The sequence below is a fragment of the Pseudomonas neustonica genome, assembly GCF_003797945.1.
Lineage (GTDB): Bacteria > Pseudomonadota > Gammaproteobacteria > Pseudomonadales > Pseudomonadaceae > Halopseudomonas > Halopseudomonas neustonica.
This window is the reverse complement of the sequence record NZ_RKKU01000015.1, coordinates 12,735-37,197: the sequence shown is the minus strand read 5'-3', so window position 1 is coordinate 37,197 and position 24,463 is coordinate 12,735. Positions and strand designations below refer to the sequence as shown.

22 protein-coding genes and 2 tRNA genes are annotated in these 24,463 nt (G+C 55.4%); 4 read left to right on the top strand and 20 right to left on the bottom strand.

Annotated features, from left to right (window positions below):
* Positions 1-55: 55 nt before the first annotated feature.
* Positions 56-949 carry a LysR family transcriptional regulator gene (locus EF096_RS12335; RefSeq protein ID WP_218565768.1) on the bottom strand — a complete coding sequence of 298 codons (894 nt, stop codon included), beginning with the start codon at positions 947-949 and terminating at the stop codon, positions 56-58.
* A gap of 216 nt (positions 950-1,165) precedes the next feature.
* Between EF096_RS12335 and EF096_RS12330 the strand changes: the two genes are divergently transcribed.
* Positions 1,166-1,345 carry a hypothetical protein gene (locus EF096_RS12330; protein ID WP_123889937.1) on the top strand — a complete coding sequence of 60 codons (180 nt, stop codon included), beginning with the start codon at positions 1,166-1,168 and terminating at the stop codon, positions 1,343-1,345.
* Positions 1,346-1,576: 231 nt separating this feature from the next.
* Entirely contained in the window at positions 1,577-1,756 is a 180-nt protein-coding gene (locus EF096_RS12325) for a hypothetical protein (protein WP_123889936.1), read from the top strand.
* Positions 1,757-2,337: 581 nt separating this feature from the next.
* Here EF096_RS12325 and pnp read toward each other — a convergent pair.
* The 15 genes from pnp to rlmE form a co-directional block, all read right to left on the bottom strand.
* Positions 2,338-4,446, bottom strand: coding sequence for a polyribonucleotide nucleotidyltransferase (gene pnp / locus EF096_RS12320; RefSeq protein WP_123889935.1), 2,109 nt, complete (start codon positions 4,444-4,446; stop codon positions 2,338-2,340).
* Positions 4,447-4,533: 87 nt separating this feature from the next.
* Complete coding sequence (rpsO, locus tag EF096_RS12315; RefSeq protein WP_123889934.1) at positions 4,534-4,803, bottom strand: 30S ribosomal protein S15; 270 nt, start codon at positions 4,801-4,803, stop codon at positions 4,534-4,536.
* Between the two features lie 198 nt (positions 4,804-5,001).
* Positions 5,002-5,922: a tRNA pseudouridine(55) synthase TruB gene (gene truB / locus EF096_RS12310; RefSeq protein ID WP_123889933.1), complete on the bottom strand. Its 921-nt coding sequence runs from the start codon at positions 5,920-5,922 to the stop codon at positions 5,002-5,004.
* A 3-nt stretch (positions 5,923-5,925) separates the two neighbouring features.
* On the bottom strand, positions 5,926-6,312 hold the full coding sequence (gene rbfA / locus EF096_RS12305) for a 30S ribosome-binding factor RbfA (protein ID WP_123889932.1): 387 nt from the start codon (positions 6,310-6,312) through the stop codon (positions 5,926-5,928).
* A gap of 95 nt (positions 6,313-6,407) precedes the next feature.
* On the bottom strand, positions 6,408-8,921 hold the full coding sequence (gene infB / locus EF096_RS12300; RefSeq protein WP_123889931.1) for a translation initiation factor IF-2: 2,514 nt from the start codon (positions 8,919-8,921) through the stop codon (positions 6,408-6,410).
* A gap of 62 nt (positions 8,922-8,983) precedes the next feature.
* Positions 8,984-10,465 (bottom strand): transcription termination factor NusA, encoded by a 1,482-nt coding sequence (nusA, locus tag EF096_RS12295; protein ID WP_123889930.1) that lies wholly within the window; start codon positions 10,463-10,465, stop codon positions 8,984-8,986.
* A 52-nt stretch (positions 10,466-10,517) separates the two neighbouring features.
* Complete coding sequence (gene rimP / locus EF096_RS12290; RefSeq protein WP_123889929.1) at positions 10,518-10,973, bottom strand: ribosome maturation factor RimP; 456 nt, start codon at positions 10,971-10,973, stop codon at positions 10,518-10,520.
* 144 nt (positions 10,974-11,117) lie between these two features.
* Positions 11,118-11,194, bottom strand: a tRNA-Met gene (locus EF096_RS12285).
* Between the two features lie 103 nt (positions 11,195-11,297).
* Positions 11,298-11,382 (bottom strand) — tRNA-Leu (locus tag EF096_RS12280).
* A 30-nt stretch (positions 11,383-11,412) separates the two neighbouring features.
* Entirely contained in the window at positions 11,413-11,799 is a 387-nt protein-coding gene (secG, locus tag EF096_RS12275; RefSeq protein ID WP_123889928.1) for a preprotein translocase subunit SecG, read from the bottom strand.
* Positions 11,799-12,557, bottom strand: coding sequence for a triose-phosphate isomerase (gene tpiA, locus EF096_RS12270; protein WP_123889927.1), 759 nt, complete (start codon positions 12,555-12,557; stop codon positions 11,799-11,801). Before tpiA ends, secG begins: the two co-directional genes overlap by 1 nt.
* A gap of 66 nt (positions 12,558-12,623) precedes the next feature.
* Positions 12,624-13,967, bottom strand: a complete 1,344-nt coding sequence (glmM, locus tag EF096_RS12265; RefSeq protein WP_123889926.1) for a phosphoglucosamine mutase — start codon at positions 13,965-13,967, stop codon at positions 12,624-12,626.
* A 27-nt stretch (positions 13,968-13,994) separates the two neighbouring features.
* On the bottom strand, positions 13,995-14,855 hold the full coding sequence (folP, locus tag EF096_RS12260) for a dihydropteroate synthase (RefSeq protein WP_123889925.1): 861 nt from the start codon (positions 14,853-14,855) through the stop codon (positions 13,995-13,997).
* Positions 14,856-14,862: 7 nt separating this feature from the next.
* Positions 14,863-16,803, bottom strand: coding sequence for an ATP-dependent zinc metalloprotease FtsH (ftsH, locus tag EF096_RS12255; RefSeq protein WP_123889924.1), 1,941 nt, complete (start codon positions 16,801-16,803; stop codon positions 14,863-14,865).
* Positions 16,804-16,998: 195 nt separating this feature from the next.
* Entirely contained in the window at positions 16,999-17,625 is a 627-nt protein-coding gene (gene rlmE / locus EF096_RS12250) for a 23S rRNA (uridine(2552)-2'-O)-methyltransferase RlmE (protein ID WP_123889923.1), read from the bottom strand.
* A gap of 77 nt (positions 17,626-17,702) precedes the next feature.
* On the opposite strand from rlmE, the gene yhbY reads away from it, so the two are divergent.
* Positions 17,703-18,017, top strand: coding sequence for a ribosome assembly RNA-binding protein YhbY (gene yhbY / locus EF096_RS12245; RefSeq protein WP_123889922.1), 315 nt, complete (start codon positions 17,703-17,705; stop codon positions 18,015-18,017).
* 25 nt (positions 18,018-18,042) lie between these two features.
* Here the strand turns inward: yhbY and EF096_RS12240 are convergent, their stop codons facing one another.
* The 4 genes from EF096_RS12240 to carA are packed head-to-tail and all read right to left on the bottom strand — an operon-like array spanning position 18,043 to position 23,313.
* On the bottom strand, positions 18,043-18,420 hold the full coding sequence (locus tag EF096_RS12240; RefSeq protein ID WP_123890004.1) for a hypothetical protein: 378 nt from the start codon (positions 18,418-18,420) through the stop codon (positions 18,043-18,045).
* A gap of 29 nt (positions 18,421-18,449) precedes the next feature.
* Positions 18,450-18,923 (bottom strand): transcription elongation factor GreA, encoded by a 474-nt coding sequence (greA, locus tag EF096_RS12235; protein WP_123889921.1) that lies wholly within the window; start codon positions 18,921-18,923, stop codon positions 18,450-18,452.
* Positions 18,924-18,926: 3 nt separating this feature from the next.
* Positions 18,927-22,142 carry a carbamoyl-phosphate synthase large subunit gene (gene carB / locus EF096_RS12230; protein WP_123889920.1) on the bottom strand — a complete coding sequence of 1,072 codons (3,216 nt, stop codon included), beginning with the start codon at positions 22,140-22,142 and terminating at the stop codon, positions 18,927-18,929.
* 34 nt (positions 22,143-22,176) lie between these two features.
* Positions 22,177-23,313, bottom strand: a complete 1,137-nt coding sequence (carA, locus tag EF096_RS12225; protein ID WP_123889919.1) for a glutamine-hydrolyzing carbamoyl-phosphate synthase small subunit — start codon at positions 23,311-23,313, stop codon at positions 22,177-22,179.
* Between the two features lie 373 nt (positions 23,314-23,686).
* Here carA and EF096_RS12220 point away from each other — a divergent pair, with 373 nt between their 5' ends.
* On the top strand, positions 23,687-24,460 hold the full coding sequence (locus EF096_RS12220) for a hypothetical protein (RefSeq protein WP_123889918.1): 774 nt from the start codon (positions 23,687-23,689) through the stop codon (positions 24,458-24,460).
* The last annotated feature ends 3 nt before the right edge of the window (positions 24,461-24,463 follow it).

Here is a 24,463-nt window from a genome sequence, read left to right as displayed (position 1 = left end):
CGGGCATTATGGGTAAATTGGCGCGCATGCCAAGACAGGCATAATGCCCGGGACTTCAACGGCGCTGGGCGAAAATCTCAACACAATGATCAATAAAAGCGCGTACTGGCGGCAACATCCCTTTGGGGGTCGTAAAGACCATATGAATATTCCCCTCAACGGCATGCCACTCTGGCAGGATATGGACCAACCTGCCCCGCTTCAGTTCAGGGCCACAGACATGCTCTGGCAGCAACACCACCCCCAAGCCGGCAACCGCGGAGTCACACAGCAACTGCATGTCGCCACAGCTGAAATGCGGCACATGCGCATGCGCGCGGGTCTCACCGTTGTCGTTGGCAAACTCCCAGCGATCACGCTCCAGCATCTCACCCACCGACAGCGTCGGAAACTGGGCCAACTCCTCCAGCTGCATAGGCTTACCACCGTGGTCCGCCAGCAGTTGGGGGCTGGCCACCAAAATCCGCGAGCTAACGCCAATTGAGCGCATCGCCAGAGACTGATCCGTATCGAAACGAGTCGCGACCCGAAAGGCGACGTCGATACGCTCCTTGATCAAATCTACCCGCTGACTGGACAGCAGTAACTGCAGACGCACCTCAGGGTAGCGCCGCATGAATTCAACCAGCGCTTCGCGTCCCAAATACTCCATCATCCCGGAAGAGCAGCTCACACGAACGATTCCGCGCACCTCATCCTTGGCCGTCATAGCCAGAGCCTCAGTCGCCTCCAGCCGATCAACAATGGCCTCACACTGGCGATACACCTCTCGTCCCATATCGGTAACCCGAAAGCTACGGGTTGAGCGTTCGATAAGGCGCGTACCAAAGTACTGCTCCAAGCGTGTCACCCGTTTACTGAGCTTGGACTTTCGCTCACCGGTAGCGCGCTCCGCTGCCGCAAAACCGCCAAAACGAACTACACGGGCAAAGCAAATAAGATCATTCAAATCCTGCACCGCGCACCTCTCGTTGCGAAAATGGAAACACTGCGTAGGGATATCCCGGGCTACCGGCACTATAACCAGGGTAATAAAATAACCACTAAAGGCCACCCAGCGCGGCTTTAAAAGAAAGCACTGCTTTTAATGCTAGTTCAGCTTTGGAAACAGTAAAGCGCACCACCTCAAGCATTTTCCGTCCTTCGCCCCACCAGGAGAAATACCATGAGAAGTTTATCCGCTTTAGTTATCGCATCCTTTATTGCCACTAGCCCGCTTGCTCTGGCAGAAGATGGCAGCGAACACTACGACCAAATGCTGCAGCGCGTAGCAGGTCAATCCAGCGCAGCAACGACTGAACATCAAGCAAAAACCGCTGCAGAAGAAGAGCGAAAAAATAGCTAATGCCACCAGAAAGGATAAAACTGTTTCCAAAAAAGAAACGGTGTGTAGCGTAAAATAGAGCTACTGCGACACTATGCCGCCCCCCTATAGTGGACATCAACGGCCTATCGAACATGGCCTTAGCGGTGAAATGACTGACAGCCCTGAATCCTATCACGGGAAACAGTTTCATAATATTTCAAGCTAGCGCCATGCTCAGAAGACGCCAACTGAAACCATTAGGAGAGCATCATGAGAAATCTTTCTGCACTGATCGTTGCGTCTTTCCTTGCTTCAAGCCCGATCGCACAAGCAGATGACAGCAAGCAGCGAACCAACAACCTGCAAGGCAGCAGCACTAGCCAGAGCAGCACCGCCAGCGCAAGTGCTGGCGAGAAAACCGAGCAGGCAAAAGACAACAAGCCAGCTTAAACAAGCCTACAGCAGCAGGCGACAACTCACATCAGAGCAGTATGCCAGCGTAAAACGCTGGCAGCTCTTGGGCAGTCTCTCACCCATACCCAGCCGCAGGTAAAGGCTTGTGTTCGCTTGCAATGAAGGGGAGAAACTAGCGCCACGCAACGTCCTCCTGCTCCAAGGCAACCAGGCAATTGTTTAGCGTAATCATCGGTCACGGCAGACACTTGGGCTGCAAAGCTAATCGCACACCCAAGGCAAAACAGCCACTACCCAATTGATCGCCTCGCGGCAATAGGAGACCAAGGGTATTCGGTCATCAGCTATACGGTCTTTTTCCTCTTCACGCGCAGCTCGATAAAACTCTCAACCTTCTTTCATCGGCAACAATGCAGCGACAAGACCCAAACTTCGAGCCGAGACATGACGCAAGCGAAGGTATCCACCCAAGAGCCAGGCCGATGATTTTTACTAGCGCCAATTACAAGGCGAACCCGAGCGCTTGGCTCCAGTTATTGAAAACCATACTTAACCGTTAAACAAAGCGCACAAAAAAACCGGCCTAAGCCGGTTTTTTTACTACTGAGAAGCTGCGCTTATACGCCGCTGGTCTCAGCAGACTCTACGTCTTTCATCGACAGCTTGATACGGCCGCGATTATCAACATCGAGCACCAGGACCTTCACTTCCTGACCTTCTTGCAGCACGTCGGTCACTTTCTCAATGCGCTCGTTGGCGATCTGAGAAATGTGCACCAAGCCGTCCTTGCCAGGCAGGATGCTGACGAAAGCGCCGAAGTCGACGATGCGCTCAACCTTACCAGTGTAGACCTTGCCGATCTCTGCTTCAGCAGTGATGCCATCAACGCGAGCCTTGGCGGCGTCTGCGGCTTCCTTGCTGGCAGCGAAGATTTTCACGGTGCCGTCGTCAGTGATATCGATAGATGCGCCAGTCTCGTCGCAGATACTGCGAATGGTCGCACCACCCTTGCCGATAACGTCGCGAATCTTGTCGGAGTCGATTTTCATGCTGATCATGGTCGGCGCGTTGGAAGAGATTTCCTTGCGCGACGCTGGCAGCACTTCGTTCATCTGCTTGAGGATGCACAGACGAGCATCGTGTGCCTGATGCAGAGCGATTTCCATGATCTCTTCGGTGATACCGTTGATCTTGATATCCATCTGCAGTGCAGTGATGCCCTTCTCGGTACCAGCGACCTTGAAGTCCATGTCGCCGAGGTGATCTTCGTCACCCAGGATATCGGTCAGAACCGCGAACTTCTCGCCTTCCTTAACCAGACCCATGGCAATACCGGCTACCGGTGCTTTCATAGGTACACCAGCGTCCATCAGTGCCAGAGAAGCACCACACACGGAAGCCATAGAGCTTGAACCGTTGGATTCAGTGATCTCGGAAACTACGCGGATGGAGTAAGGGAACTGCTCCATATCAGGCATAACTGCCTGAATACCACGACGGGCCAAACGGCCGTGACCGATTTCGCGACGACCAGTGCCGCCCATACGACCACACTCACCTACCGAGTAGGGAGGGAAGTTGTAATGGAACATGAAGGGCTCTTTACGTTCGCCTTCCAGCTGGTCAAGCAACTGCGAGTCACGTGCAGTACCCAGGGTGGTAACCACCAGGGCCTGAGTCTCACCACGGGTAAACAGCGCGGAGCCGTGAGTACGGCCCAGCACGCCCACTTCAATGTTCAGCGGACGGACGGTCTTGGTGTCACGACCGTCGATACGCGGGTTACCATCGACAATGCTTTGACGCACAGTACGGTATTCAATTTCTTTGAAGCCGTCTTTGACTTCACCGGCTGAGAACTTACCAGCTTCATCACCCGACAACGCGGCAACGGCAGCATCACGCAGCTCGCCCAAACGGTTGTAACGGGCTTGCTTGTCGGTAGTGGTATAGCCTTCGGCGATACCGGCACCAAACTGGCCTTTGATAGCGTCCAGCAGCGCGGTATTTTCCGGCTCTGGCTGCCAATCCCACTTTGGCTTGCCAGCTTCGGCAGCCAGTTCCTTGATCGCTTGAATAGCAGGCTGGAATTCCATGTGGGCAAACAAAACCGCGCCCAGCATCTGGTCTTCGGTCAGCTCTTTAGCTTCAGATTCAACCATCAGCACGGCGTCTTCAGTACCAGCGACGACCATGTCCAGGCGTGAGCCTTTCAGTTGCTCGTAGTTGGGGTTGAGTACATAACCCTTTTCATCATCGAACGCGACGCGGGCACAACCGATGGGGCCGTTGAAGGGCGCACCGGAAATGGCCAGAGCGGCGGAGGTACCCAGCATGGCAGCCATGTCAGGATCGGTAGTCTTGTCGGTAGACACTACGGTACAAACGACCTGAACTTCGTTCATGAAGCCATCCGCGAACAGCGGACGAATCGGACGGTCGATCAGACGCGAGGTCAGGGTTTCTTTTTCGGAAGGACGACCTTCGCGCTTGAAGAAACCGCCGGGAATGCGGCCGGCTGCGTAAGTCTTTTCGATGTAGTGAACAGACAGAGGGAAAAAGTCACGACCTGCGTCGGCCTGCTTGGCGGCAACGACTGTGACCAGAACGCTGACAGCATCATCGATGCTGACCAATACGGCACCAGTTGCCTGGCGGGCGATACGACCCGTTTCCAGGGTGATAGTACTGTTGCCTAATTTAAACTGTTTGATAACCGGTTTCACGGTGTCTTCTCTCTCTTTATTTGCCTTTGGGGGAAACTCTGGGCATGGCCGGGTTTCGGACCCGACCATGTCCAAACGGGGCTGGTCTTAGCGACGCAGACCCAGACTGCTGATCAAAGCGCTGTAACGAGACAGGTCTTTCGACTTCAGATAGTCCAGCAGCTTGCGACGCTGGTTAACCATACGAATCAGACCGCGACGTGAATGGTGATCCTTCTTGTTGTCCTTGAAGTGACCCTGCAGCTTGTTGATGTTTGCAGTCAACAGAGCTACCTGAACTTCAGGAGAACCGGTATCGCCTTCGGCGCGCTTGTACTCGGCAACGATTGCAGCTTTTTCTTCAACACTCAGTGACATCTCGTATTTCCTCTGAGGTAACAGGCCGGGACCAGTGTCCCGTGTTTTAAATCGAGGTATGACCGTGCCTGTTAACAGCCACCCTCGTGGTGACCCGCAATCGGGTCAACTCTTGGACTGAATCACGGCCGCAAGGTTCGCAGCGCCTGACTCAGTCATATATACGGTATTTACCTGCCAGCAGCAGGCAACGAAACATCATGCATTGAAGCGCAATAGTCGCTTGGGCGCCACCCTGGCGTCTTCGGTCATTTCGCCGATACCCAGGAAGCGGCCGCTAGCGTCACGCAACCTTACCTTGCCAAAGGCCGGGCTGCCGGGTACGCGCACCGCCTGTCCATGATTAAGGTAATAAGCGGTCTGCTCGGTCAATTCAAGAATGGGCCAATCTTGCAGACCGCTATCCATTGGTAACAGCAGGTGATCAAGCGACTCGGCACCACCCTCGGCGTGCAGCGCTTCCAGTGCTTCCAAGGTAACCGACTGGCTCAAATCAAAGGGCCCGGCCACAGTACGCCGCAGCGAAGCCACATGGGCGCCACACCCCAGCGCTGCACCAAGATCTTCGACCAGGGTACGAATATAAGTCCCCTTGCTACAGTGCACTTCCAACTGCAGGCGATCACCCTCGAGCCCCAATATCTTGAGCACAGAGATGGTCACAGCACGAGGCTTGCGTTCGACCGTCTCGCCGGCACGAGCAAGCTTGTACAGCGGCTGACCTTCGTGCTTTAGCGCCGAATACATGGGGGGGATCTGCTCGATATCACCGGTAAACTGCGCAAGATTCGCTTCCACGTCTGCCAGACTGATATTGACCGGCTTCATCTCGAGCACATCGCCTTCGGCATCGCCGGTGGTCGTCGTCATACCCAGACGCGCTTCAGTGATATAGGCCTTATCAGCATCGAGCAAGTACTGGGAGAACTTGGTCGCTTCACCCAGGCACAAGGGCAATACACCACTCGCCAGCGGATCAAGACTGCCAGTGTGGCCGCCTTTATTGGCATTAAACAGCCAACGCACCTTCTGTAGAGCCTGGTTAGAGCTCATACCCAGCGGCTTATCGAAAATCAGAATGCCGTCAATACTGCGACGTTTAATCTTGACACCTGCCACGCCTCAGACCTCTTTATCGTCGGGGTGCTGGCTATCTTCGGCCACCGCCCGCTCAATAAGCGAAGAAAGATGCGCACCACGACGAACGCTCTCGTCATAGTGAAAGTGCAGTGAGGGCACGCTGCGCAGCTTCATGGAGCGGCCTAGCAACATGCGCAGATAACCCGCTGAATCCTTGAGGATCTCCAGGTTCAGTGCGATATCCTCAGCACTATCCTTGTTCATCAGCGTAACGAACACCTTGGCGTGCGCCAGATCGCGGCTAACTTCGACCGCGGTTACCGTGACCATACCAAGACGCGGGTCGCGCACTTCACGCTGGATAAGTAGTGCCAGCTCGCGCTGCATTTGATCAGCTACTCGTTGGGTACGACTGTATTCTTTTGCCATATTACCTATCTCAAGCAACAAACTCCGGACTGCTGAGCAGGCCGGAGTTCGTCACAAATTTCAGGCGATGACCGGGCTCGGTCATCGCTATCGGATTACAGGCTACGCTGAACCTGTACACGCTCGAACACTTCGATACGGTCGCCGCTGCGAACATCGTTGTAGTTCTTCACGCCGATACCGCACTCCATGCCATTACGCACTTCAGCGATGTCATCCTTGAAGCGACGCAGGGATTCCAGCTCACCTTCATAAATGACCACGTCTTCGCGCAGTACACGGATGGGGCGGTTACGGAACACAGTCCCTTCAATCACCATACAACCAGCGATCGCACCGAACTTCGGTGAACGGAATACGTCACGCACCTCGGCAACACCGAGAATCTGCTCACGAACATCGCTACCCAACATACCGCCAAGCGCTTTCTTCACATCGTCGATGATCTCGTAGATGACGCTGTAGTAGCGCAAATCAAGACCTTCGTTTTCGATGATTTTACGCGCGGCTGCATCAGCACGAACGTTGAAGCCGAATACGACGGCGTTGGACGCGAGTGCCAGGTTGGCGTCGGTCTCGGTGATACCACCGACACCACCAGAAACGATCTTGACCTGAACTTCGTCGTTGCCCAGCTCGGTAAGCGAGGCTTGCAGCGCTTCCAGCGAGCCACGAACGTCGGCCTTGAGCACCACGTTGAGCGTCTTCTTCTCGTCCTGCCCCATGTTCTCGAACATGTTTTCCAGCTTGGCAGACTGTTGGCGCGCCAGTTTGATCTCGCGGAACTTGCCCTGACGGAAGAGAGCGATCTCGCGCGCCTTCTTCTCGTCCGGAACGACGGTGAGTTCGTCACCGGCATCAGGCGTGCCGTCCAGACCAAGAATCTCGACCGGAATCGATGGGCCCGCGCCCTTGATGGGCTTGCCGTTCTCATCCAGCATGGCGCGAACGCGACCGTAGTTGACACCGGCAAGCACGATATCGCCTTGGCGCAAGGTACCATTCTGTACCAGTACGGTTGCTACGGGACCACGCCCCTTGTCCAGGCGCGACTCAACGACAACACCACGACCGGGAGCAGAAGGCTGCGCTTTAAGCTCGAGCACTTCAGCTTGCAAAAGTACTGCTTCCAGCAGTTCTTCGACGCCCGTACCGACCTTGGCCGACACGTGCATGAACATGGTATCGCCGCCCCACTCTTCCGGAATCACATCGAGCGCCGCCAGGGCGTTCTTGATGCGGTCAGGATCAGCATCTTCCTTATCGATCTTGTTAACCGCGACAACCAAAGGCACACCGGCAGCCTTGGCGTGAGCCACGGCTTCTTCGGTCTGCGGCATCACGCCGTCATCGGCAGCCACGACCAGGATAACGATATCGGTCGCCTTGGCACCGCGTGCACGCATCGCAGTAAAGGCCGCGTGACCGGGGGTGTCGAGGAAGGTAACCATGCCACGATCGGTTTCAACGTGATAAGCACCGATGTGCTGGGTAATACCACCCGCCTCACCGGAAGCAACCTTGGCACGACGAATATAATCAAGCAGCGAGGTCTTACCGTGGTCAACGTGACCCATAACGGTAACGACTGGCGCACGGCTCATTTCTTCGCCTTCGTGCGTCATGGATTCGACCAGACTGTCTTCCAGCGCACTTTCGTTAACCTGCTTGACCTTATGCCCCATATCTTCTGCAAGAATGGTCGCGGTATCCTGGTCAAGCACCTGGTTGATCGTCACCATGTTACCGTTCTTGAACATGTACTTGATGACCTCGGCGGCCTTCACCGACATCTTCTGAGCCAGTTCGGCTACGGTGATGGTTTCGCCAATTACAACTTCTCGCACAAGCGGTCCTGTCGGCTTCTCGAAGCCGTGCTGGTTACGTTTCTTGTTGGCCTTGAGCTTGCCACCGCCACCGCGGCGACGAGAGGCCTCGTCTTCGTCATTGATACGCGGCGTGTGGCGCCCCTTATCCTTACCATGACCACCCGCACGCTTGCGACCACGCTCTTCTTCGTCTTCGCGCGCCTTACGGCGATTCTCTTCTTTCTTTTTGTGCTGCTCAGCAGGTGCCGGAGCGGGCTCAACAACAGGTGCGATCGGCTCAGCCGGAGCAACTGGCTCAGCCGGTGCTGCCGCTGGCTTAACCTCTTCAGTCGCAACCGCTTGCTCAGCAGCCTTCGCGCTCTCTTCCTGCGCTTTCTTGGCCGCTTCTTCAGCTTGACGCGCGGCTTCAGCCTCAGTGGCCTTCTGGCGCGCCTCTTCTGCCGCACGCAGCTCTTCAAGCTCGCGCTGACGCTCGGCTTCCAGATCTGCCGGTTCACGCTTAACGTAGGTACGCTTCTTGCGCACTTCAACATTGACCGTCTTGCTACCCGCTACCTTCAGGGTGCTAACTGTCTTACGCTTGAGCGTGATCTTTTTCGGCTCGGAGCCGGAATCACCATGTGAGCTCTTGAGGAACGTCAACAAGGTCTGCTTCTCGTCATCACTCACTGCCTGCTCAGCAGCGGTATGGGACAAGCCAGCTTCGCGCATCTGTTGCAACAGGCGCTCCACAGGCGTACCAACCACTTGAGCCAATTCTTTGACCGTCACTTCCGCCATTCACTTCTCTCCTCAGTCGGGTCCCTGCGTCTACGCAGGGCGGTGTTGCTTAGTCCGACCGGTTATTCAAACCAGGGGGCACGGGCAGCCATAATCAGGGTGCCGGCGCGGGCTTCGTCGATGCCTGCGATATCGAGCAGGTCGTCAACAGATTGTTCAGCCAGGTCTTCCATTGTCAGGATGCCTTTGCTCGCAAGCTGGAAAGCCAACGCGCGGTCCATACCATCCATGTTCAAAAGGTCATCAGCAGGCTGTGCTTCTTCCAGTTTCTCCTCGCTGGCGATCGCCTTGGTTAGCAAGCGATCCTTGGCTCTAGCGCGCAGCTCATTGACGATGTCTTCGTCAAAGCCGTCGATATCGAGCATTTCTTCCATCGGCACGTAGGCGATTTCTTCCAGCGTGGTGAAACCTTCCTCTACCAGCATCTGCGCGACTTCTTCCTCAACATCCAGCTCGTCAACAAAGTTACGCAAAATGTCGCCAGTCTCGGCTTCCTGCTTGGCGCGGATGTCGTCTTCAGTCATCACGTTCAAGGTCCAACCAGTCAACTGACTGGCCAAACGTACGTTCTGACCATTACGACCAATGGCTTGCGCCAGGTTGTCTTCCGCTACCGCCAAATCAATCGCATGAGTGTCTTCATCAAGAATGATGGAGGCCACTTCAGCCGGTGCCATGGCATTAATTACAAACTGCGCCAGGTTGTCGTCCCACAGAACGATGTCAACCCGCTCGCCACATAGCTCACCGGAAACTGCCTGGACGCGCGAACCACGCATACCAATACAGGCCCCTTGGGGATCTATGCGTTTATCCTTGGAGCGTACTGCGATCTTGGCGCGTGAACCCGGGTCACGGGCGGCACCCATCACTTCGATCAACTCTTCGGAGATTTCCGGCACTTCGATACGGAACAGCTCAATGATCATTTCCGGGCAGCTACGCGACAACACCAGCTGCGGACCACGGTTCTCGGTACGAATGTCTTTCAGCAGCGCCCGGATACGGGTGCCGGTACGAAACGTCTCGCGCGGAATCATCTCTTCACGCGGCAACACCGCTTCGGCATTGTTACCCAGATCGACGATGACGCTGTCGCGGGTTACTTTCTTGACCGTACCGCTGATAATGTCACCGAGCCGGTCGCGATAAGCATCAACCACCTGCGCACGCTCAGCCTCGCGCACTTTCTGCACGATAACCTGCTTGGCGATTTGCGCAGCAATGCGACCAAACTCAACTGACTCGATCTTCTCTTCGATGACGTCATCAATGGCAAGAGCCGGATCACGCGCCTGAGCCTGATCCAGCGTCAGCTGCATATCGGGCTCTTCGAAGTTGTCGTCAATCACGACGGTCCAACGACGGAAAGTTTCGTACTCGCCGGTCTGGCGATTGATCGCCACGCGGACATCCACTTCATCTTCATAACGCTTTTTGGTCGCTGTCGCCAACGCCAACTCAAGCGCTTCAAAGATCACATCGGGCGGTACGCCCTTCTCGTTGGAAACGGATTCCACAACCAGCAACACTTCTTTGCTCATCGTCTGCCTCGCCTAACGCCATCCATTGGGGCTACTGGAGCCCGAAATATGCTCAAAAACGCGGAATAATATTACTTTTATCGATCGAATCGATCGGCAAAAGGTACTCGTGATCCTCTACCTGCAGGATTACGTCTTCCCCTTCGATTCCGCGAATCACACCCTGAAAATTGCGCCGCCCATCATAAGGCACACGCAGTCTAATCTTGGCCTGCTCACCGACGTAGTCAGCGTACTGTTCAAGCCGGAACAGCGGACGATCCATACCAGGAGATGAGACTTCCAGGGTGTAATCACCGGAAATCGGATCTTCCACATCCAGTACTGCACTGGCTTGACGACTGACTGCTGCACAGGCTTCAACACTGATACCGTCGGGATGATCGATATAGACCCGCAACAAGGTATGTCGTCCTTGAGACAGATATTCAATGCCCCAGCAGTTATAGCCCAATGCCTCGATAATCGGGACCAGCAGGCTCTCCAACTCAGTCACTTTGCCGGACACGTTCACCGCCCTTATGATCCATGAATAAAAAATGGGCCTATAGCCCATGTCGTCTCTGGCCACTTCACCGAAGTAAAGTCCAGAGGTGGCGCCAACCCAGCGGTCAACGCCCTAACAAAAAGCCCCTAAAAAGGGGCCTTTGACTGGTTGCGGGGGCAGGATTTGAACCTACGACCTTCGGGTTATGAGCCCGACGAGCTACCAGACTGCTCCACCCCGCGTCGAATCTAGGGCATGAATTATACGCATGGTAGCCAAATATGACAACCAGCGCGCTCACCCCTGAAAAGAACAGGGCCTGCTGATGCAGACCCTTTTTTTGATTGGTGCGGAAGATGGGACTCGAACCCATACACCCTAAGGCACTACCCCCTCAAGATAGCGTGTCTACCAATTCCACCACTCCCGCAAAACTGTTTACCGAGGGATAACGACTAACTCACTCCGGCGCTGCTGGAACATCCTCGCCAGCCGAAGCAGGCGTGAAATCTTCTTCGATAACCGGCACATCTTCACTAACAGGCGCTTCGGGAGCTGCCTGCTCGATCTGCAACATCGGATCAGGAAGACCAGCCTCCTGCACCGCCGACGCTTTGTGGCTCGCATAATAAGCCAAACCAAGCGAAGTCAGAAAGAAAATTGTTGCCAAAATTGCAGTCAAACGGCTCAAAAACGTACCAGAGCCCTGGCTACCAAAAACAGTACCCGATGCACCAGAACCAAAAGACGCACCTGTTTCCGCACCTTTACCCTGCTGCATCAGAACAAGCCCTACCAAGCCAATAGCGACCAGCAGGTGTAGCACTACAATTACGGTCTCAATCATTACACTCGTCCCGCGGCACGTGCTATCGCGCCAAATTCATCTGCGTTGAGGGAGGCACCACCAACCAGCCCCCCATCGATATCCGGCATTGCGAATAACGCCTCAGCGTTATCAGCCTTCACACTACCGCCATAAACAATCTGCACGGTCCGTGCCTGCTCGTCGTCCAGCATGGCCAACCGAGCGCGAATCATTGCGTGTACGTCCTGAGCCTGCTCCGGAGTTGCCGTCTGACCAGTACCTATGGCCCAAACCGGCTCGTACGCCACTACACCTTCGGCCAAGCCACCAACACCAAAGGTATCCAAAATAACTTGCAGTTGCCGCCCAACCACCGAAGTAGTCTCACCGGCATCACGTTCAGCCTGCGTTTCACCAACACACAAAACCGGACGCAAACCGCACGCAAGTGCCGCGGCAAACTTACGACATACCACCTCATCGGTCTCTCCAAACAACGCACGTCGCTCTGAGTGACCAACCAGTACAAATTCACACCCCGCATCACGCAACTGAGCGGGTGATATCTCACCCGTCAAAGCTCCGAACTCCGCCTGCGTAGCGCATGCCTGGCCGGCAACACGAATAGGTGTTGCTTGCAATGCCTCGACACAGCGTTCGATGTACAGTGCAGGGGGCGCAATCATCAGCTCAACCTGCTCTGGCCAATCTTGAGCGGCTAGCTGTTGCAGCAGCGCTTCAACCGACTGCCGCGAACCATGCATTTTCCAGTTTCCGGCAACTAGCGGACGACGCATGCTAAACCTCCCAACCCAAGCGGGCGCCAATCTTAACCAAGTTGCAACAGGGACACAACCGCCTTTTTAATCGGCGAATACCTGTGCAACCACTTCAGCCAAACGCTGCGCCTCCTGCTCGACCAGCGCGGCGTCCTGCCCTTCGACCATGACCCGCACCAGCGGCTCGGTTCCCGACAGGCGCAACAGCACTCGGCCAGCCTCCCCCATGCGCGCTTCAGTCTCAGCAACGGCAGCCTGCACGGTAGGATCATCAACAGGCGAAACAGCGCCCGGCGCGTAACGCACGTTGATCAGCCGCTGAGGGCACTTGCGCATACCCTCGCACGCCTGCGACAACGTCTGCCCGGAGCGCTGCAATGCCTTTATAACCTGGAGCGCAGCGATAATGCCGTCACCCGTGGACGTGTGATTCAGGCATACCAGATGCCCCGATGACTCACCGCCCAATAACCAGTTACGCTCACGCAGTTCCGCCATCACGTAGCGATCGCCAACCTTCGCGCGAACAAAGGGGATACCCAAATTCTTGAGCGCCAACTCCAACCCAAGATTACTCATTAACGTACCGACCACGCCGCCATTCAGCAGACCACGCTGATGAAGATCAACAGCCATAATGTAAAGCAACTCATCACCATCAACCTCTTTACCCTCATGATCGACCATCAAGACACGATCACCATCACCATCAAAGGCAACGCCCATCCCGGCACCACTCGCCAGCACAGACTCACGCAAGGCGGCCATATCGGTGGAGCCCACCTTGGCATTGATATTGAGACCATCCGGTTCAGCACCTATTACCCTGACCGCTGCACCCAGCTCTCGAAAAACGCTTGGAGCGACTTTGTAAGTGGCACCATGGGCGCAATCGAGGACCAGGTTGATACCTTTGAAACTGGTGCTAGTGGGTACGCTGCTCTTGCAAAATTCGATGTAACGTCCGGGAGCGTCTTCTACCCGCGTCACCTTGCCCAGCGCCGCAGAGTCCACCACTGTCATGGGAGCATCTACCAGCCGCTCAATTTCAAGCTCCAGACTATCGGGCAGCTTGCTTCCACCGGACGAAAAAAACTTGATACCGTTGTCATAGAACGGGTTGTGTGAAGCACTGATAACAATGCCCGCGTCCGCCATAAAGGTACGTGTCAGGTAGGCGATAGCAGGGGTCGGCATAGGCCCCAGCAACTGTACATGCGCACCAGCTGCGGAAAGCCCAGCCTCAAGCGCTGACTCGAACATGTAGCCTGAGATCCGCGTATCCTTGCCGATCAGCACACGACAACCGCCATGATGCTTGAACGCCATCCCCACAGCCCAGCCTAACTTGAGCATGAACTCCGGAGTGATTGGAGCACTGCCTACTCGCCCACGAATACCGTCGGTACCAAAATAGCGCTTACCCATTAACAAACCACCTATTGGCTTTTCTAATTACTGCGTATCGCGCGCCTGCATAACCGCACTGGCCATACGCACCGCATCCATGGTTTCTGCCACATCATGCGCCCGAATAATCCTCGCACCAGCACCAATAGCCAGCGCGGCCAATGCCAGACTGCCAGACAAACGCTGATCGACAGGGCGATCCAGCACTTGGCCAATCATACTTTTGCGCGAGACGCCCACCAGCAACGGCAAACCTGAAGGCCGGAGGTGCCCCATACCCGCAAAGAGTTGCAAATTATGCTCAAGCGATTTGCCGAACCCAAAACCAGGATCCAACAACAAGCGCGCGCGCGAGATTCCAGCCATCTCGCATGCTGCAACCCGCGCCTGCAAATAAGCACTCACTTCATCCAGTACGCTGGCATAACTGGGCGCATCCTGCATGCTGCCAGGCTCGCCCTGACGATGCATCAAGCATACCGGCAAGCCAGTAGCTGCCGCCGCCTGCAAGGCCCCTGGTCGCTCCAGCGCCCGAACATCATTAATCAGACCGGCACCCGCCTGCGCACTGGCAGTCATGACCTCAGGCGTACTGGTATCTACCGAAATCACCACGTCGAAGCGCGACGAGATAGCCTCGACCACCGGCAAGACCCGGCCGAGCTCCTCTTCAACCGACACCGGCTCAGCACCCGGGCGCGTGGACTCACCACCGACGTCAATCAAGGTGGCGCCAGCGGCGAGCATACTTTCAACATGCGCAAGCGCACGATCCAGCCGGTTGAAATAACCGCCGTCGGAAAAAGAATCAGGGGTAACGTTGAGAATGCCCATGACATGCGGGCGGGATAGATCAAGCTCCCGACTGCCACATAGCAACCGGGAGCTTTCTAGAGAGGAACTCATCGCTGAATCAATGCTCCCCGGCAGGCCCGCCAATCACACCGCTATCTTTCGGCGGCTGATCAGATTCGCTGTCGGCGGCGTCATCTGGCGTTATTACTGCGCCAGGACCAGACTTGTCGTCGCCCTGCCAGTTCTTAGGCTCGCGCGGCGGCTTACCCGACATGATGTCATCGATCTGCTTCACATCGATGGTCTCATACTTCATGAGTGCTTCAGCCATCATATCCAGCTTCTCGCGGTTTTCCTCGAGCAGCCGACGTGCGGTGGCGTAACACTCGTCAATAATGCTGCGCACTTCTTCGTCGATCAGCTTGGCCGTCTCACCCGATACGCCCGAAGACGCACCACCGCCAGAACGACCCAGATAACCCTGATCTTCATCTTCACCATAAAGCAAGGGCCCCAACTTCTCGGACAAGCCCCACTTGGTAACCATGTTTTTCGCCAACTGGGTAGCGCGCATGATGTCATTGGAGGCACCCGTCGTGACCCCATCAAAACCAAGCGTCATCTCTTCGGCAATACGGCCACCAAAGAGCGAGCAAATCTGACTTATCAAGGCCCGCTTGGAAAGACTGTAGCGATCCTCTTCGGGCAGGAACATAGTGACGCCCAGCGCCCGACCACGCGGAATGATTGTGACTTTATAGACCGGGTCATGCTCCGGCACCAAGCGTCCGACAATCGCGTGTCCCGACTCATGGTAAGCCGTATTCAGCTTTTCTTTATCCGACATCACCATGGACTTGCGCTCTGCGCCCATCATGATCTTGTCTTTGGCCATTTCAAATTCATGCATCTCGACCAGACGCTTGTTGGAACGCGCAGCAAACAACGACGCCTCGTTCACCAGATTGGCCAAGTCAGCACCGGAAAAACCAGGCGTACCACGGGCAATCAGCGCGGGGACAACATCGTCACCCATCGGCACCTTGCGCATGTGAACCTTGAGAATCTGCTCGCGGCCACGAATATCAGGCAAGCCAACCACGACCTGACGGTCAAAACGACCAGGGCGCAGTAGAGCTGGATCCAATACATCGGGGCGGTTGGTTGCAGCCACGACGATGATGCCGTCATTTGGCTCAAAACCGTCCATCTCCACCAGCAACTGGTTCAGCGTCTGTTCGCGCTCATCGTGGCCACCACCCATTCCGGAACCACGGTGACGACCGACGGCGTCAATCTCATCGATAAAGATAATGCAGGGCGCATGCTTCTTGGCCTGCTCAAACATATCGCGAACACGTGAGGCACCGACACCGACAAACATTTCGACGAAGTCAGAACCCGAAATAGTGAAGAATGGCACTTTGGCTTCGCCGGCGACCGCTTTGGCCAACAAGGTTTTACCGGTACCGGGCTGACCCACCATCAGGACGCCGCGCGGGATATGACCACCCAGGCGTTGGAACTTGCCTGGATCGCGCAGAAACTCAACCAACTCGGCGACGTCTTCCTTGGCCTCATCACAGCCTGCCACATCGGCAAAGGTGGTCTTGACCTGATCTTCGGTCAGCATGCGCGCCTTGCTTTTACCAAAGCTCATCGGGCCGCCGCGACCGCCGCCGCCGCCCTGCATCTGCCGCATAAAGAACATGAAGATGGCGATAATGATAAGGATCGGGAAGCTGGCGATCAGCAACTGAGTCCAAATGCTCTGCTGCTCAGGCTGCTTGCCTTCAATGATCACATCATTGTCAAGCAGGTCGCCAATAAGGCCGCTGTCCTGAATCGCAGGACGCACGGTTTTAAAGGTTTCACCACCACGCTCTTTACCCGTGATAATGAAGCCATCCACAGTTACGCGCTCGACCTGGCGATCCTTCACCAACTCCAGAAACTGGCTGTAGTTCAGCGCATCCGGCTCGCTGGTTTTACTGAAGTTGTTCATCACCGTGACCAGCACAGCTGCAATGATCAACCACAGGATCAGGTTCTTCGCCATATCGTTCAATTCACTACCCTCTTGCTCCACCGCCAGTGTGGCAGGAGCCTCGCTGAGTCTTGTTCCAGTTGACTACCTTACACCAGTTTAGATGATGCCGGGAGTCAGCGCTGTGTAACGCCCTGTGTCGCTCGGCCCAGAAAAGACCGCCATTCAGACCAGCAGTTCCCGACTACGAAGCGGGACCCAAACCAGTCAAGATCGCCCTTTGTAACCACGGGCCAATAGATAGGTTTCGCGTGACCGGCCACGAGAAGCATCTGGCTTGCGCGTAAGCAGCTTGTCGAACTGACCACGCATTGTCCGGAAATACTCATCAAAGCCTTCACCGTGAAATACCTTGATCAAGAAGTCGCCACCAGGGCGTAGCACTCGATCCGCCATGTCCAGCGCCAATTCGCACAGGTACATCGCGCGCGGCTGATCAACTTCAGGCGTACCACTCATGTTGGGGGCCATATCGGAAATAACAAGGTCTACCTGGGTATCGCCAATAGCCGCAAGAATATCTTCAAACACACTGTCTTCAGTGAAGTCGCCATGGACAAAGGTGACATCCGGAATACTATCCATCAGCAAAATATCAGAGGCGATGATACGCCCCTTCTCGCCGATCAAACGGCTGGCAACTTGCGACCAGCCTCCGGGAGCGGAGCCCAGGTCAAGCACGGTCATACCGGGCTTGAGGATACGATCGCGTTCTTGAATAGCGAGCAGTTTGTAGCTCGCACGGGAACGATAACCGTCCTTCTGGGCCTGCTTGACGAAGGGATCATCGAAATGTTCTTGCAGCCAACGCTTGCTGGTCTTTGATTGTGCCACGGAATACCTCGTGCAGCGGGACGCGCCGCCGGTTAAACTAGTGTCTTCACACTCATTAAATCATCATACGGACTATTATGGCGCTCAGTTCCGCACAGAAAAAAGATCTTAAACGTATCGGCCATCACCTTAAGCCGATCGTCATCATCAGTGAACAGGGAGTCAGCGAAGGCGTGCTGGCCGAACTTGATCGGGCTCTGAACGATCACGAGCTGATCAAGATCCGCGTGACAGTCAGTGACCGAGAAGCCAAACAGGCTCTTATCGGCGACGCTTGCAAGCAGAGCGGCGCTGAGCTTGTGCAGGTCATTGGCAAGATGGCGATACTGCTTCGTCGGGCCAAAAAGCCCAATGACAACCTGTCGAACCTGAAACGCTTCAAAGACTTCTGAAGCCTTGCAGTTGAGAAAGGAGCGCTTAGCGCTCCTCATCAGGCCTGGGCTGAAATATCAACATCAGCCCAGCAAAAGCGACGACCAGATAACAAAACAACGACAGAAACATCGCTTGCGGTAGAAAACGAACCGCGAAAAAACAGCCTACAGCGACCAATACGGTCAACAGCAGCTGCCCGCGCACATCCCGCCAGAAACCCGCTCCCCGCTTACCTACCAGTACCAACAGCTGCAGAACCACGCATACTGCTGCGAAGCCAAGCATGATAGGGCGCACCAGATTACTCACATCGTCGACCAACAAGGGCGCAAGGCCTATGTGGGTGAGCGCTGGCAACAACACAAAGTGGGCAGCCCATACACCACCCACCCAAAGCGTCAACGCCAGCTGCCAAACCACCCGACCGCTGCGGCCCGCTGGCGCCGATGTCACTTGTGACTCACCTCAACAATTTCGTATTCAACGACACCGCCAGGCGTTCTTACCGCAACGACCTCACCCTCTTCCTTGCCGATCAAGGCGCGAGCGATAGGCGAGCTGACCGATATCTTGCGCTGCTTGATATCCGCCTCGTCGTCACCAACGATTTGATAAACCACTTCCTCGTCGGTATCAACATTGGCGATGGTAACGGTAGTGCCGAAGATCACTTTGCCGGTAGGCGCAATCGTAGTTACATCAATCACTTGGGCATTCGACAAGCGACCTTCGATATCCCGGATACGAGCCTCGACCATACCCTGCTGCTCACGAGCAGCATGGTATTCAGCGTTTTCCTTCAGATCGCCCAGCTCGCGCGCTTCTGCGATGGCCTGAGTAATCTGCGGACGCAACTCGGTTTTAAGATGCTTGAGTTCGACTTCCAGGGCTTCGGCGCCCTGCTTGGTCATGGGGTATTTCATCGATCAAATTCCTTTGTGCAGATCCTGGAGACGACGCACTGCGCGCTCCGGGCCAAATTTCAGTGCTGTACAAACCGCAGCGCCACCCGCCAGCGTGGTGGTGGAATACACCTTGTGCTGCAGAGCATTACGGCGAATAGAGTAAGAGTCGGCGATCGACTGACGACCTTCAGTGGTGTTGATCACCAGGTCAATCTCGTCATTTTTGATCATGTCGACAATATGCGGACGCCCTTCGGTCACCTTGTTCACGCGGCGCACAGGCAAGCCGGCAGCGGCAACCACTTTGGCCGTTCCACTGGTGGCAACCACTTCAAAGCCCAGTTCGATCAGATCACGCGCCACGTCGACCACAAACGGCTTGTCGTCATCGCGCACACTGATGAAGACGCTACCGCTGGTCGGCAACACTTCACCCGAGCCCAGCTGGGACTTGGCAAAGGCCTCGCCGAAGCTGTCACCGACACCCATAACCTCGCCAGTCGACTTCATTTCCGGCCCAAGAATCGGGTCAACACCCGGGAACTTGGCGAACGGGAAAACGGCTTCCTTGACGCTGAAGTAGGTGGGCACCACCTCTTCAGTAAAGCCAACCTCTTCCAGCGTCTTGCCAGCCATGACTCGCGCAGCGATTTTGGCTAGCGACTGACCAATGCACTTGGACACAAAAGGCACGGTACGTGATGCACGAGGATTGACCTCGATCACGTAGATGCGGTCGCCCTGCAACGCCAACTGCACGTTCATCAAGCCGATGACGCCCAACTCCAGCGCCATGCGCTTGACCTGCTCACGCATCTCGTCCTGAACATGAGCCGGCAACGAGTACGGCGGCAAGGAACAGGCCGAGTCACCGGAGTGAACACCCGCTTGTTCGATATGCTGCATGATCGCACCGATCACAACCTGCTTGCCGTCGGAGACTGCGTCGATATCCACTTCGATGGCGCAATTAAGGAAGTGATCCAACAATACCGGGCTGTCGTTGGAGACTTTCACCGCATCACGCAGGTAGCGCTTGAGCTCGTCTTCCTGGTAAACAATCTCCATTGCCCGACCGCCCAACACGTAAGAAGGACGAACCACCAACGGATAACCGATCTTATTGGCCGCACGAATCGCTTCCTCTTCACTGCGTACGGTCGCATTCGGCGGCTGCAGCAAATTGAGGCGCTCAACCATCTGCTGGAAGCGCTCACGATCTTCCGCACGGTCGATGGATTCAGGGCTGGTGCCGATAATAGGCACACCCGCTTCTTCCAGAGCGCGCGCGAGTTTCAATGGCGTCTGACCACCGTACTGCACGATCACACCCTTGGGCTGCTCGACACGGACGATTTCCAGTACATCTTCCAGGGTAACCGGCTCGAAATACAGGCGATCAGAAGTATCGTAATCGGTTGATACGGTTTCCGGGTTGCAGTTGACCATGATGGTTTCATAGCCGTCTTCGCGCATCGCCAGAGCCGCGTGTACACAGCAATAGTCAAACTCGATACCCTGACCAATGCGGTTGGGACCGCCACCCAGGATCATGATCTTGTCACGCCCGGACGGATTGGCCTCGCACTCTTCCTCATAGGTCGAGTACATATAAGCCGTATCGGTCGCAAACTCGGCCGCACAGGTATCCACCCGCTTGTAGACCGGGAAAATATTCAGCTTGTGGCGCTGACGACGCAGACTCTTCTCACTGACGGCCAGCAGCTGGGCCAGACGGGTATCAGAAAAGCCCTTGCGCTTGAGGCGGTACATCAGGCTGTAGTCGACATCAGCCAGGCCCAACGTCTTGATCTTCTCTTCTTCGTTAATCAGATCTTCGATCTGCACCAGGAACCAGGGATCAATTTTGGTGAGCTCGAAAATCTGCTGCATGCTCATACCGGCACGGAAGGCATCAGCCAGATACCAGATGCGGTCAGCGCCCGGAACAGTGAGTTCGCGAGTCAGATCGGTCTGCGCATCGGCTGCGGCCAGATCAACCTTGGGGTCGAAACCGCAGGCACCCACTTCCAAGCCACGCAGCGCTTTTTGCATGGACTCCTGGAACGTACGACCAATCGCCATCACCTCACCCACCGACTTCATTTGCGTCGTCAGGCGAGCATCAGCGTTGGGGAACTTTTCGAAGGCAAAACGTGGAATCTTGGTAACAACATAGTCGATTGCCGGCTCAAAGGAAGCAGGCGTGCGGCCACCAGTAATATCGTTTTGCAGCTCATCCAGGGTGTAACCCACAGCGAGCTTGGCGGCGATCTTGGCAATCGGAAAGCCCGTCGCTTTGGAAGCCAGTGCCGAGGAGCGAGATACCCGGGGGTTCATTTCGATCACGACCATACGGCCGGTATCAGGACAGATACCAAACTGGACGTTGGAACCACCGGTTTCCACACCAATCTCACGCAATACCGCCAAGGAGGCGTTACGCATGATCTGGTATTCCTTATCGGTCAGCGTCTGGGCTGGCGCGACAGTAATGGAGTCACCGGTGTGCACACCCATAGGATCGAAGTTCTCGATCGAGCAGACGATAATGCAGTTGTCCTTTTTATCGCGGACCACTTCCATCTCGTACTCTTTCCAGCCAATCAGCGACTCATCAATCAGCAGCTCATTGGTAGGCGAAAGATCGAGACCGCGAGTACAGATCTCTTCAAACTCTTCGCGGTTGTAAGCAATACCGCCACCCGTGCCGCCCATGGTGAAAGAGGGACGAATAATGCACGGAAAGCCGACCTGATCCAGCACACCGTAGGCCTCAGCCATGCTGTGGGCGATACCGGAACGCGGGCAATCCAGGCCGATGGACTTCATCGCCTTGTCAAAGCGCGAACGGTCTTCAGCCTTGTCGATAGTGTCGGCATTGGCACCGACCATTTCGACGTTGAATTTTTCCAGTACGCCGTGCTTTTCCAGGTCCAGGGCACAGTTCAGTGCCGTCTGCCCACCCATCGTCGGCAACAACGCATCAGGACGCTCTTTTTCGATGATCTTGGCAACCGTTTGCCACTTGATCGGCTCAATGTAGGTCGCGTCAGCCATCGACGGATCGGTCATGATCGTCGCCGGGTTGGAGTTAACCAGAATCACCCGGAAACCCTCTTCCTGCAGCGCTTTACAAGCCTGCGCGCCGGAGTAATCAAATTCACAGGCCTGACCGATCACGATTGGGCCAGCGCCGAGGATCAGAATGCTTTTGATATCAGTACGTTTTGGCATAGTCTTTTCAACAAATCCTTGGGTGTTCCGGGGCTCAGGCGCGCTTGCTCATGGCATCGATAAAACGGTCGAACAGGGGGGCGACGTCATGCGGCCCGGGGCTCGCTTCAGGGTGTCCCTGAAAGCTGAATGCCGCCTTGTCGGTCCGCTCGATACCCTGCAAGGTGCCATCGAACAATGATTTGTGAGTCAGGCGAAGATTCGCTGGGAGCGTAGTCTCATCAACCGCGAAGCCGTGATTCTGACTGGTGATCATGACCACACCGCTATCGAGATCCTGCACCGGGTGGTTGGCACCATGATGGCCGTGCCCCATCTTCACCGTCTTGGCTCCAGAGGCCAGTGCCAGCAACTGATGACCCAGGCAGATACCAAAAACCGGAATATCGGTTTCCAGAATGTCCTGAATGGCCTTGATGGCATAGTCGCAGGGCTCAGGGTCACCAGGGCCGTTCGACAGGAAGATGCCATCCGGTTTCATGGCCAACACCTCAGCGGCAGGCGTTTGCGCGGGCACTACCGTCAAGCGGCAGCCGCGTGCAACCAGCATACGCAGGATGTTGAACTTAACGCCGTAGTCAAACGCCACAACGTGGTAAGGCAAATCAGCATCGGCTATTTCCGCATGACTGTCAGTCGCCAGATCCCAGACAGTGGAGCGCCACTGGTAAGACTGCTTGACCGATACTTCTTTAGCCAGGTCCATACCCTTCAGACCCGGGAAGCCGCGAGCCAACTCGAGCGCTTGCTCATCAGAAATATCATCACCGGCTAACAGGCAGCCATTCTGCGATCCTTTTTCGCGCAGGATACGCGTCAGGCGACGGGTATCAATACCCGCAATAGCCACAATACCGTTGTCTTTTAGGTACTCATCCAACGACTGCTTGGAGCGCCAGTTACTGGCCAGCAGCGGTAGATCACGGATCACCAGACCGGCAGCTTGCACCTTGCCTGACTCGACATCTTCAGGGGTAACACCGGTGTTACCAATATGCGGATAGGTCAGAGTGACAATTTGGCGCGCATAGGAGGGATCAGTAAGTATCTCCTGGTAACCGGTCATAGCCGTATTGAAAACGACCTCACCGACGCTGGAGCCGTCGGCGCCGATGGACTCACCGCGAAAAATACTACCGTCGGCGAGTGCGAGAATGGCTGGCTTGGACAAGAAAACCTCCGAAAGGACTGACACGTTTCACCAAACGCGGGCTGCACAAAAGCGGGAATGAAGTGTGTAAAACACAACATCCCGCTCATAAAGGCTTTGTCAGATACGCGCTGAATAGACAGATTAGCGCATTAGTTTAACGACTTGCCCCCAAAATATCCAGACCACAGACCGCCTTCGGCGCAATGGATGTCGCCCGGCGACAGCCCATAACGTGATTTCATTCTCATTCACTTCTGTGTTAAAACACGCATTGGAACATTCGTAGCAGGGCAATAGCCCAACATAGACGGCGACAGATCGTCTTTCAGGCCGGGCAACCAAATGCCTGAGCTACATAACAATAACAAAATGGACTCGGGGATTTTCCACCATGGTAACGCACTTGAAACGCCTGCTTGTGTTGGCATTGCTGTGCATGGCACCGTTCGCTCACGCTGACATTCAACGATTACAGCAGCTGCATGAGCTGCGCAGTCAGGGATTTCTCGCAGGCACCTATCTGCTAATCGACAACAACCTGTTTGAGCGCGTTCGCGAGCCCGGAAATCGCGAGATTTATCGCGGCGCCATGGGGCAAATGGATCGCCTGCTAAAGCAGCTAGGAAGTACCGGCGAACTGCGCCCCCTTTATAACGACTTTGCCGCACTGGTCACCGAGCTCGAGCAACTACCCGAAGGTGAACAAGCCTACTACGGCCTGGCTACGGTAAACCGCATCATGATGGCGCACGGCAAGTTTGAAAAAGCCGCTGGCGAACTCTACGCAGCCGAAACAGCCGACGCGCCAACAGAACTGGTCGCCTTGCACGCACAAAGCATAGAAACCAGCCGCATTCTGTTGCTATACGAGAACAATATGTTCAGCTCGGTCGGCGTCTACTTCATCCAGACCCAGGAAGGTATTTTTGAAGACCTGGACGCACAGATCGCAGAAGGCTCGGCAAAACTCAAAAGCCTATTGCCGGATCATCAGGACACGCTGCGACAGCTGGACCAGCAGTACGAGTTCATTCGCCCGCGGCTAATCAACCATCACACTGACTGGGTGCCCACCATTGCCGCGTTCTACCTGCGCAAAAATATCGAAATCCTGGACAACCTCTCCAGCGAGCAAGCCCTCCTTGGCGCCAATACTGCCAGCTAACAG